This is a genomic window from Leuconostoc sp. JNUCC 76 (assembly GCF_053667755.1).
Genome location: NZ_CM132206.1, coordinates 2,122,519 through 2,134,692, shown reverse-complemented (window position 1 = coordinate 2,134,692; position 12,174 = coordinate 2,122,519). Strand labels below are relative to the sequence as shown.

10 protein-coding genes and 1 pseudogene are annotated in these 12,174 nt (G+C 34.1%); 10 read left to right on the top strand and 1 reads right to left on the bottom strand.

Annotation, left to right across the window (positions count from 1 at the left end):
* Position 1 precedes the first annotated feature (1 nt).
* The 7 genes from JNUCC76_RS10765 (at position 2) to JNUCC76_RS10735 (ending at position 9,197) form a co-directional block, all read left to right on the top strand.
* A complete protein-coding gene (locus tag JNUCC76_RS10765) occupies positions 2–3,109 on the top strand; it encodes a GH36-type glycosyl hydrolase domain-containing protein (RefSeq protein ID WP_454154739.1) in 3,108 nt (1,035 codons plus the stop codon).
* 83 nt (positions 3,110–3,192) lie between these two features.
* Positions 3,193–4,449 carry a sugar ABC transporter substrate-binding protein gene (locus JNUCC76_RS10760; protein WP_454154737.1) on the top strand — a complete coding sequence of 419 codons (1,257 nt, stop codon included), beginning with the start codon at positions 3,193–3,195 and terminating at the stop codon, positions 4,447–4,449.
* A 23-nt stretch (positions 4,450–4,472) separates the two neighbouring features.
* Complete coding sequence (locus JNUCC76_RS10755; RefSeq protein WP_042251985.1) at positions 4,473–5,363, top strand: carbohydrate ABC transporter permease; 891 nt, start codon at positions 4,473–4,475, stop codon at positions 5,361–5,363.
* 63 nt (positions 5,364–5,426) lie between these two features.
* Positions 5,427–6,257 (top strand): carbohydrate ABC transporter permease, encoded by an 831-nt coding sequence (locus JNUCC76_RS10750; RefSeq protein WP_042251988.1) that lies wholly within the window; start codon positions 5,427–5,429, stop codon positions 6,255–6,257.
* A gap of 54 nt (positions 6,258–6,311) precedes the next feature.
* Positions 6,312–7,289: a LacI family DNA-binding transcriptional regulator gene (locus JNUCC76_RS10745; protein WP_135400205.1), complete on the top strand. Its 978-nt coding sequence runs from the start codon at positions 6,312–6,314 to the stop codon at positions 7,287–7,289.
* A gap of 25 nt (positions 7,290–7,314) precedes the next feature.
* Complete coding sequence (locus JNUCC76_RS10740) at positions 7,315–8,049, top strand: alpha/beta hydrolase (RefSeq protein WP_454154734.1); 735 nt, start codon at positions 7,315–7,317, stop codon at positions 8,047–8,049.
* 41 nt (positions 8,050–8,090) lie between these two features.
* A complete protein-coding gene (locus JNUCC76_RS10735; protein ID WP_454154732.1) occupies positions 8,091–9,197 on the top strand; it encodes an ABC transporter ATP-binding protein in 1,107 nt (368 codons plus the stop codon).
* Between the two features lie 200 nt (positions 9,198–9,397).
* Here the strand turns inward: JNUCC76_RS10735 and JNUCC76_RS10730 are convergent, their stop codons facing one another.
* Positions 9,398–10,048 (bottom strand): Rgg family transcriptional regulator, encoded by a 651-nt coding sequence (locus JNUCC76_RS10730; RefSeq protein ID WP_454156573.1) that lies wholly within the window; start codon positions 10,046–10,048, stop codon positions 9,398–9,400.
* Between the two features lie 533 nt (positions 10,049–10,581).
* Between JNUCC76_RS10730 and JNUCC76_RS10725 the strand changes: the two are divergent.
* The 3 genes and pseudogenes from JNUCC76_RS10725 to JNUCC76_RS10715 all read left to right on the top strand — a co-directional run.
* Positions 10,582–10,770 (top strand): annotated as a pseudogene (locus tag JNUCC76_RS10725) (hypothetical protein); the annotation flags it as partial.
* Between the two features lie 176 nt (positions 10,771–10,946).
* Positions 10,947–11,159 carry a helix-turn-helix transcriptional regulator gene (locus JNUCC76_RS10720; protein ID WP_260344963.1) on the top strand — a complete coding sequence of 71 codons (213 nt, stop codon included), beginning with the start codon at positions 10,947–10,949 and terminating at the stop codon, positions 11,157–11,159.
* Positions 11,156–11,554, top strand: coding sequence for a hypothetical protein (locus JNUCC76_RS10715; RefSeq protein ID WP_454154730.1), 399 nt, complete (start codon positions 11,156–11,158; stop codon positions 11,552–11,554). The genes JNUCC76_RS10720 and JNUCC76_RS10715 overlap by 4 nt, the downstream gene beginning before the upstream one ends.
* The last annotated feature ends 620 nt before the right edge of the window (positions 11,555–12,174 follow it).

Genomic DNA, 12,174 nt, shown 5'->3' with positions numbered 1-12,174 from the left:
TATGCCGGTAATTAAAGATGGAAGCACTACAGTTAATTTATTGGACAATGGTGCAATAAGTAAAATTATCTCCGGAAATGTGATGGTTAATCAAATTGAGGGGAATAATTTGGATGGCAGTTTTGCGAATATTTTTTTACGAGTAAAGAAGTTCAATCACTATAATATACACCCTCTAACAGGACCACTAAGCAATAGTGAAGTAACTTATTCAACAAACTCAGTAACATGGACAGGTGAATTTGAAGAAATCATTTACCAGCTTAATTTGTTAATTCATGACGATACATGGTTTTGGACTGTTGATTTAGAAACAGGAAAAACAAAGACGGTTGACGTGACCTATACGCAAGATCTTGGCTTAGGTGGAGAAAAATTTGTAAAAACCAATGAGGCATACGCCAGTCAGTATATTGATCATTTAGTTGTTACTGAGAATGATACTATAACTATTGCATCACGACAAAATCAAAGCCAATCTAGTCAGTATCCTTATTTGCAAGAAGGCAGTTTTGAAAAATTGAGTAGTTATTCAACAGATGCATATCAATTTTTTGGTACAGAGTACAAACAAAGTAGCATTCCTAAAGCATTCCAGCAAAGCAATCTAGATAATTATAATCAACAAAATGAAAGCGCTTACACAGCGTTGCGCACACACGAAATTAATTTAAATCAAGATAATGTAAAATTTGTTTTCTATGCTAGTTTTGCAGAAAACCAATCAGCTGGCAACGATCATTTGCTAATTGATTTGAATGAGTTGCACAAACGTTATGCTACCGCTGTTGTGTTGGGTGAATCGAAAAAACTAGAACCAGTAACCACAATTTTACCCATGACTCAAGTATTAGCTGGAGATAAATTAACTGAGGAAGAGTTAGATCAGTTTTTCCCAAAAAAATTACAAGTTGAAAGAAAAGAAAAACAGATTCTATCTTTCTTTAACTCAGATGGATCGCATATCGTTTTACCAGAAAAGGAAAAAATACAAGATAGGTTGTCAGGAAATATTGTATTAAGTTCTCTGAGCAGAAAACCAGGTGAGGCAGTACTTGCCTCGACACAATATATCACAGGAATTTTTGAATCGCATAATGTATACGCAAATTCAGATCTCAATATTTTGTCCACTGACACGCGTGATGCGTTTAACATATTTAAAGTTGGTGGGACACGAATTTTTATTTATATTAATGGCGAATATCAGATTTTAGGTATGCCCTCACTATTCGTGATGCACTATAATGGAGCCGATTGGTATTATAAAATTAATGACGATGTTATTAAAATAAGTGATGATGCCAATAGTTCAAACCACCAATTGTCATTACGATTCGAGTCGTTGAAACATAAACAATATGATATTTTAGTAGCTACACAAATTAATAGTCAAACCCTTGGTGCTGAGTACCAATATGCTTTTGATAATGATACGGTGAAAATATCACCAGATCCTCAGCAACTAATGGCTGAAAAGATGCCAGATCTGGGCTACAAATCTGATTTTTCAAACTATGATGGGGGACAAATAGACTTAAGTGATGAAAAAATGGTGTTCAATCAAGACTTAGAATTTCCTACAAACCAAGTAATTGCCAAATATCATGATGTAACCAATTTTACAGTACAGACTGGGATATTTAGCGACAATTTGAGGTTAGAGGACCAAGATGAGACGCGTCAAGCACATGCAAAGAATATAAATGATCTATTAAAGAGTTTTCACTTAGCAACTAATAATTCGGGGAAAAAAGATTTAGTAGAACGAACAAATTTGATTTTACCGTGGTTTGCGCACGATGCACTGGTACACTTGATGTCTCCTCATGGATTAGAGCAGTCTAGCGGTGCTGCATGGGGGACAAGAGACGTGAGTCAGGGGCCTACGGAGCTCTTCCTTGCTACGGAGCATTATGACGAAGTTCGCAAAATCATAACGAATGTTTATTCACATCAGTTCGTTGAAAATGGTAATTGGCCACAATGGTTCATGTTCGATCAATATAGTGGTATTTATGCTGATGAGTCTCATGGTGACGTTATCATTTGGCCTATGAAAGTGGTTGCTGATTACTTAGCAGTAACAAATGATGTGACTATTTTGCAAGAAATATTGCCATATATGTCTCACGAAACCAAGAATATGACGAATAAAGATGAAAAACTTATAGATCATTTAGTTAAACAAATTAATTATATTGAGAATAACTTTTTATATGATACTGCTGTTTCAGCGTATGGTGATGGTGATTGGGATGACACGTTACAACCTGCGGATGCCTCACAAAAACAAGAAATGGCTAGTACGTGGACAGAGGAATTGACGATTGAAGTATTCCGAAAAATGGCGCATGTGTTAGAGAAAGGAAGTGAATTACAAGAACGATGTGCTGCGTTAGCTGATCGTATGTATGAAGATTTTAAAAAGTACTTTATGCAAGCGGATACGCTACCAGGTTTTATTAAAATGAACAGCAATCATGAAGTACAACCAATTATTTATCCGGGTGATCAGAAAACTGGCATCAACTATCGGTTGCTGCCACTGTCTCAAGGTGTTCTAAGTCAAGTATTGACTGGGCCTGAGGTCCGAAACGCCTTACAGATTATTAAAGAAAATTTATTGTATGCAGATGGTGTTCGATTAATGGATCGACCTGCTCAATATCATGGGGGTGTGAGCAAAATCTTCAAGCGTGCGGAGCAATCGGCTAATTTTGGTAGAGAAATTGGACTTTTGTATGTTCATGCTCATATTCGTTATGCTGAAGCTATTGCAGCGAATGGTGATAAAAATGAAGCTTGGCGGTTGCTAGATTTGGTCAATCCGATTAACTTGACGGACCGTGTCCCCAACGCAGACATTCGACAAGCTAATGTGTACTTTTCAAGTTCAGATGCAGACTTTGATACACGCTATGAAGCACAAGAACAGTATGATCAATTAGCAAAGCAATCAGTTAATGTGAAAGGAGGTTGGCGTCTATATAGTAGTGGCCCAGGCATATTTATCGGTGCACTTCTTCAGAGTATTATGACACTTAGAGAGTCGGGAAAAAATAACACACTGCCTTTCGACAGTGATGTTTATATCACAATGGACTAAAAAATTTTACTTATAACTGAAAGCGCTTACAAAAATGTCAAACTGAGTTAACCGTTTTCAAAGAATGAATGGGAGATAATAAAATGAACATTAAAAAAGTTGCAATAGGTGTAGCAATTGTAGCCGTTGCTGGTGGCGGTTTTGTTGCATTAAATCAGGCAGCAAATAATGATAGCGGTTCTTCTTCAAAAACAGTTTCGTTCTGGTATGGGGGCGATGGAGACACCGATATTAAGCCCATTATCAAGGATTTCACTAAGCAGACTGGCATCAAAGTTAAAATTCAAAGTGTACCTTGGTCACAATATAATGACAAACTCTTGACTGCAGCTGCTTCAAAGTCAGGACCAGATCTAATGGTTATGGGTACAACTTCAGTTCCTAACTTTGTCAGCTCAAACTCGTTAATGGATATTTCTGATGTCATCAAAAAAGACAAAAATTTACAATCAAATAAATTCTTTAAAGGAAATGTAGAGACAACAAAGGTTAATGGTAAATACTATGGTGTGCCATGGTACACCGAAACCCGCGTTCTATATTATCGTAAGGATCTACTGCAAAAGGTTGGGTACAACGAGCCACCAAAAAACTGGGATGAATTATATGATGCCGCCAATAAGTTATCACAGCGAAGTGGTAAAGATACATACGGATTTAGTATTGATCAGTCTGAACCAACTTTTGGATTTATGATGGCTAGGCAAAACGGCGCCACATTGTTGAACAAAAATGGTAAAACAGAATTTAACCAAAAAGCAATGGTTGAAACGATGAGTTACCTACAAAAATTTGTTAAAAACGGTGTTTCACCAAAAGAGGACTTGAAGTTATCAATTGGCGAATCATTTGGTAACAAAGGATTATTACCGATGTTTGTATCAGGTCCATGGATGGTTAAAAGCATTGAGCAGGATTCAGGATTGAAGGATAGCCAGTGGGGTGTTGCTCAATTACCAGCAGGTAAATATAACAATATGTCAAATACTGGTGGTGGTGATTTGGCAGTATTCAAATATACATCACACAAAACAGAAGCCATAAAACTGATGAAATTCTTGTCTAAACGTGAGAACCAAATTAAGTATTATAAAAACAGCAATTCATTACCAGCACGAACAGATGCTTGGAATGATAAGTCTTTGCAAAATACTAAAGTGCAAGTTATTAGAAAGCAATTGAATTCATCTCAACCTATGCCACTAATTAAGCAGTGGGATCAGATTGGTCAGAACTATGTTAAGGCTTGGGAAAAGATTTCAGTAGAAAATGCTGATCCACAAAAGACAATGAATACGTTCAATGATCAAACAAATAAGAGCTTGGACACAAGTAAATAAGCTTTCAATAAAAAGGAGATTTCATGAAAAATAATTTGATGAAAAAATTAATGCCTTACACATTTATTTTTCCGGCTCTATTACTTTTAATCCTGTTTTCTATCATTCCAATTATTATTTCATTGGTAATTAGCTTTACAAATTTAGATATTACCGGGTTAGGTAATTGGGGAGCGGTTAAGTTCATTGGTCTGAGTAACTTTATTAATTTATTTCATGATAGTTTGTTTTTGCAGGCTGTCGGTAATACATTATTTTATGTCGTGATTGGCGTACCAGCTGTTATCGCGTTGTCCCTAGCAATAGCCATTATGATCAATTTTGGTCAGAATAGGTTTTTCAAATTAATGCGACTGGTTTTCTATACGCCATCAATAACTAATACAGTTGCTGTTGCAGTTGTTTGGACGTTTATGTATAACCCAAGCACGGGATTGATTAATAATATCTTGAATCAAATAGGATTGGGCTCGGTAGGCTGGCTAACAGATCAGAATGTGGCTAAGATTGCTCTGATTATTTTGGCCGTCTGGAAAGCTATTGGTTTAAATATGTTGATTTTCTTGGCTGCATTGCAAGGTATTCCAAAAGACTTTTATGAGGCTGCAGAACTGGATGGAGCGAGTTGGTGGCAACAAACAATTCATATTACAATTCCATCATTAAAGTTTTCAATTTTCTTTGTGTCAGTCACAACTTTAATTGGTTGGTTCCAATTCTTCGATGAGCCATTTGTTATGACAAAGGGTGGACCATTGGGTAGTACAAATTCGGTTGCATTATTCGTTTACCAAAATGGTTTTCAGCAGAGTAACTTTGGGTATGCAGCTAGTGCATCATTTGTGATGTTTGCGGCAATTATATTGGCAACTCTAATTCAGTTTAAACTCCAAAATAAACAGCAAAATGGTTAGAGTAAGAAACTATTTTATTTATAGGAGAATAATTGATTAAAGATTTAAGAGAAAGGAAATACAATGAGTAATAGTTTACTTAAATCACAGCAAAATTCACGTTTTATTGTAAGTGTTATCTTGGCTGTGTTTGGATTTATAATGATATTGCCGTTTTTATGGATGTTCTTGTCGTCTTTTAAAACAAATGCTGAAATTGTCCAAAATACCCGAAGTTTTTTTCCTAAGCAATGGACATTGGAAAATTATCGTAATTTATTTCATAGCGGTTTTACATTGTATCTTAGAAATACATTAATAATAACCTTCTTCTCATTCGTTGGTATGTTATTCAATGCTATGGCAGGATATGGGTTTGCAAAATTTAAATTTAAAGGTCGTGGTGTCCTGTTTATTATGGTGCTAGCAACTATGATGATTCCTGGTCAAGTAACCATGATCCCTGTTTATTTAATTCTTAACCAGATGCATTTAACAAATACGTTAACAGGTATTATCTTGCCCGGGTTGGTTGGCGCCTTCAGTATCTTCTTATTCAGACAATTTATATCTAATATATCTGACTCAATTTTGGAAGCAGCACGTTTAGATGGCGCAAGCGAGTGGTATATGTTCTGGCACATTATTCTCCCAATCTCAAAGCCAGTTCTAGCAGTACAAGGGATACTGACGTTTATTGGTGGTTGGAATGCATTTTTATGGCCCTTGATATTAGCCAATGATGAAAAGTATTATACACTATCTGTTGGATTACAATTACTACAGGGACAACATACGACGGATTATGGTATTCAAATGGCAGGGTCTTCATTTATGGTCATTCCAATCATTATTATCTTTGTGATATTCCAAAAATATATTTTGCAAGGATTCAATATTCAGGGAGACAAATAATGTAAAATAAATCTAAACGGTATTTATTATAGAAAGCTAAGTAAGGGGACTATTATGGCAGGTATTCAAGAGATTGCAGAAAAAGCAGGTGTTTCTATTTCAACGGTTTCTTATGCGCTCAATGGAAGTAAAAAGGTAACTGAAAAGACACGTTCTCGAATTTTGAAAATTGCTGAAGAATATAACTATTCACCAAACTTAGCAGGTAGAATGTTAAAAAAACAAAAAAACTATATCATTGGGTTGTATTTGCATGATTTTGGTGGCTACTTTTATAGTCATATGATTGATGGCGTTAATAAAGTATTATCAAAAAACAATTACGAGGTTATTGTGGCAACCGGTGGAAGTAAAACACGTGATTTTATTTCGCAAGGTCTAGTTGATGGAGCCATTGTATTAGACTCTGATTTTCCAGATGACATGATTAAAAAGTATGCCTTGTCAGGAAAGCCGATTGTGGTCATGGATCGAAAGTTGTCCGGTGATAATATTACACAGGTCCTATTAGACAATGAAAGTGGTTCTAAGCAAGCTATCCAAGCATTAAATGAAACAGATGTCGATGTTTTTGTTATCATAACAGGTCCTGAAAACTCACATGATTCTAACGAGAGACTGGCTGCAGCACTGAAAGCAATTGATGAGAGTAGTGATAAGCCGGTTAAAGTCATTCATAGTGATTTTACAATTGCAGGTGGTCATCATGTAGCGAAAGAAATTGCCGATATGAAGTACGAAAAGATAGGCATATTCGCTTTAAATGATGAAATGGCAGTTGGATTAATTGAGGAATTGCCAACTGAAAAAATTGGCCATGACATACAAGTTATTGGCTTTGACAATGATATTATTGGCCAGTATATTACGCCAGGATTAACAACCATTGATTATTCAAAGCATCATTGGGGTAGTGTAGCTGCCGAAACACTATTAGAAATGATTGATGATCGTAATCAATTTGATCATAAAAAAATATTAACGCATATTCAGCATCGTGCATCACTTGAAAAATTTGAAAATAACGACTAAGTGTTGTGATGGAGGAATTGGTTCGATGGCAGTAAGTCATATTGAGTTTTATTCTGAAAAATTAGAAATGAAGACTAGAGTTAACGTGATATTACCTGAACACTTTGATAAAGATGGGCAAGTTTTATTACTTTTACATGGATTAGGTGATGATGAGAATGCGTGGCTAGAGCAAACTAGGATTGTCTCTTACGCTAGCGAGTCAAATACAACCATTATCATGCCGAGAGTTGATCGTAGTTACTATACTACCAGCGTAGGGGGACCTAAATACTTTGAATATGTTAGTCAGGAAATTTTACAACGATGTCAGGAATGGTTCAATATACCAAATAACGAGGAACAAATTTTTATAGCCGGGATATCTATGGGAGGGTTCGGCGCGTTAAAAGTAGGACTAACAAATCCAAAAAAGTTTAAACAAATTTTTGTTATGTCGGCAATGCCGGATATTCTAACAAATTGGCGAAATAATTCAGAGCGTGATGAATGGTATCGAAGTTTATTTGGCGAACCTGAACAAGTTCAAGGATCAATTAATGATATTTCTTACTTGGTGGAAAAGCAGGATAATATAGATCCGGAGATTTGGCAACTTTGTGGCCGAAGTGATCCTTTCTACGACATGAACGTAATTCTTGACCAACAGATTAGAAAAAGAGGATTAAAACACCAGTTTGTGGAAGTTCCTGGTGGTCACGAGTGGTCGGTATGGGATAAAGCTATTAAACAGGTACTGAACATAATTGATGACAAGTAGTAATGATATGTAGTTTAGTTAAAATTATATAGGAGCAGCTAATGGTAGAATTAAATCTTGAACATATTTATAAAAAGTACGACAATGCTGACGATTATTCTGTAACCGATTTTTCGTTGGATATTAAAGACAAAGAATTTGTTGTGTTTGTTGGACCGTCTGGTTGTGGTAAATCCACTACCATCAGGATGATTGCTGGTTTAGAAGACATAACAGAGGGCGATTTATTAATTGATGGTAAGGTTGTCAATGATGAACTACCAAAGAATCGTGATATTGCGATGGTTTTCCAAAACTATGCGCTCTACCCTCACATGAGCGTGTACGATAACATGTCATTTGGATTGAAATTACGTAAGTATTCCAAGGATGACATTGACGAACGTGTGCACAATGCCGCACGTGTTATTGGATTGGAAGAATATTTAGATAGGAAGCCGGCTGCTTTGTCAGGTGGACAAAGGCAACGAGTTGCGTTAGGTCGAGCAATTGTTCGTGACGCCCCCATATTTTTGATGGACGAGCCATTATCTAATTTGGATGCAAAATTACGTGTGTCAATGCGTGCTGAAATTGCAAAGTTACATCGTCGTTTGCAGACAACAACTATTTATGTGACTCACGACCAAACAGAAGCAATGACAATGGCAGATAGGATTGTCATTATGAAGGATGGTAAAATCCAGCAAGTTGGTACGCCACAAGAAGTATATGATAATCCAGCAAATCTGTTTGTGGGTAGCTTTATTGGATCCCCAGCAATGAATTTTTTTGATGTAACACTACAAAATAATCGCATTGTTGATAGAAAAAACGATTTTTCACTAGAGGTTCCAGAAGGTTGCTTAAAAATACTGCATTCTAAAGGGTATGCAGGAAAAAATTTGAAATTAGGGATTAGACCAGAAGATATTCACACAGAAAATACATTTATGGAAGTTTTCCCGAATGCAACCATCAACACTACGGTGAATGTTTCTGAGTTGTTAGGAGCTGAATCACAACTATATTGTAAAGTAGGTGATCAGGAATTTATTGCCAAAGTTAGTTCACGGGACCATATTAAACCTGGAGCTGAACTAACTGTCGGTTTTGACTTGAATAAAGGACATTTTTTTGATCCAGAAACGGAATTTACAATATATTAACAATAGATATGAATCTCCGATGGCGAGACAAACTTATGAGTAAAAATATTCTGTATAAGTTAAGTGGAAAATTAATTTAATAAGAAAACTACCTAAAAATTAGGTAGTTTTTATTATCTGTTAGCATGTATTTATTGTGGGATAGTCAAAGCAATAAATATTTGGTAGAGAGGGGATACTGATTAGTTCGTCATTTCATACTATAATTTTATTTTAGAGAAATCAAACACATTTTTTAATTCATTAGCTGTCAAATATTTTGATAAGTAATTTTTCTCGTTATTTATAAATGTCGAACTATGTTCTGAGAGACATGAAATTAAGTTTGATCGTTTAATCAAGTTTAATCCAATTTCGGTTTTACCTTGCAAGTATAATGCTAATCCTTGTAAATTAAAAAGGCGAGCTCGATGATAATAATCCTTTTCCTGTTGATTAAAATAATAGGTCAGTCTTTGAATGAGTAAATCAGCAGTATCAAGATGATCATGTTCCAGCATAAACAAAATAATATTGTTGTAAATATAAAATAACATTGAAAAACTATCGTATCTAAAATCATCGTATAGGATACCTTTTTGATGCAATTCTTGGAATAAATGAAACATAAATTTTTCGTCAAGGAAGGGCATAGCATGTCCAAAAAGATATAATTCAAAAAATGTCCAATTACTGATATTTTTAAAATATTCTTCGAGGATCAATATTTCTTTTTTTGTGATGTTATCTGCGTTTAACGTAGCTAGCATCATTTTTAATTGGAAACCATCGATTGAGAAGACTGTTTGGGACAAAACCTTTTTTGAGAGAACAAGATGAAACAATGTGGAGTTTAAGTGGGATATTTGCACTATTTTATTTTCCAACCATGTTAATAGTATTTATAACAATTCAATTATGGGAACCAATGTTTACATTTTTACCAACACCCTTTGCATTTAACCCCGATGACGTAATTCTATACTCTACTATTTCTTATTCAGTAATCATAGGTGGTTCAATGTTTTCGTTTTATAAATTAATGGCATTTTATATTAGCCCCCAAAACCCAAAATCTGTTAGTAAAAAGAGTAGACTCTTTAAAAAAGAGTTAAATCATAAAATTTATATTTTAAAGCGAATGCAAAGTTTATGTGAGGTTGCATTTTCATGACTAACAGTAGTTTTATTGATTTGTAGTATTATTGGTAATCAATTAAAGCCTGTACAAAACACACTATTGTTAATGGTTTTGACGACATTTGTTCCTATCTTACCAATGTGAGGTGCTTCTAAACTAGTTATTAGTAAAAATGTATCTTAACCCTTATAACGTTTTTAAAGAATATGTAGTATTCAATGGACATGAAGTTGAAACATAGATTGAAAGAAAGTGTGAACACACATGACGACAGTTATTTTAGCAGAAAAATCTGGTCAAGCTAGATCATATATTGAAGCATTTAAAAATAGCACAAAAAAACAGGGTTACTATGCAGTTAGTGACCCTGTTTTACCCAATGAGACATTTATAACGTACGGTTTCGGGCATTTAGTAGAATTAGCAACACTAAAACAATACGATACAAAATATTAAGTGTGTTGAGTTAAAAATGTAACTAGTTATTTATCTGTAAGTAAAACATATTAATTTTATCGAAGTATTTTTATCAAATGTTATTTTTAAAAATACTTGACTTCTGTTGAATGTAATATATAATTTACTTATGTAATTTATATATTACTATTTAAGTAGGCAGGGGAAAGTATATGCTTCTGAATAAAGTTAAAAAGTATAGAATTGAATTGGGAATATCGCAAATAGAATTATCCGATTCGGTTGGTGTCACTAGACAAACGATGAGCTTAATTGAAAAGGGCGATTACAATCCAACAATTGGGTTATGCTTAAGAATTTGTTATCGATTGAATAAGACGTTGGACGAAATTTTTTTTGTCAAGAAAGAGGATTTTATAAAATGAAAAAAGTCTATGATGAAAGATTTAAGGTACAATATTTAAAAAATTTTAAAGCTGTTTTCTTAATTGAAAATATGTTTATTATTGTTATTTTAGGTTACGAGTTATTTAAAAATCCTGATACAGCATTGAGCGTTCGTAATCCATTGTGGATTGCAATTATGATTGGAGTTATTTCATTGGTCATACTGGCACAGAATGTGACTGCCGTTGTACAGGATAAGCCCAAGATAACTACTCAACGTTTTATATTATACTTTTTAATTGAATTGTTGTTGGTGAGTTTAATTTTTATTTTAATAATGCCTGATAAAGTAATAATTGATTTGCTTTGTGGTCTGGCTGTTGCTTTGGTTACTACGGGTATAATGTTATACAACAATCGTTTTAGGTATTAGATTATTTCATTAATCACTTTTTTATTTTAGCTATTATTTTTTGGATAACTTAGTAATTATGATAAAAAAATGTATCGGGATTTAAAAAACGTTTACGGATTATTTGAACATTTTTTATCATGAAACAGCTCTGCTGGTGCGCGACGTGGCGTTTGAAAAGGGGATTCGTATCCTTTTGTGTTTTTGTAGCCGATTGCATATTGACTAATGTATAATCACTTATTAAATTCGTCAACCCTTAAAGTTACTAATAAGGGGTCAATTTAAAAAAGAAGCAATTATTAAGTTTTACCGGTATTCTATTTACAATCGATTAAAATCAGTTTATAAATTTTAAATAAATCTAATAAAAAGAAATGATTTATTTAAAATATAATTGTTATATCATTATCTTGGTGTTCTACCAGATGAATTATATGGCACAAAGTATAATACAGTTTATGCTTTTTTATTTGGTCATTTTCTAGACAATAGTGTTATTGATAGAGTTAAACAAGCAATATATGATATTTATGGTCATTATAGAAAGCTATATGTTCAAAATAATGCTTTTTTGTGTTCCTTTTAATCCAATAATGTACTGTTTACATTTAATGACTTACAATTAATTGTTGCACACG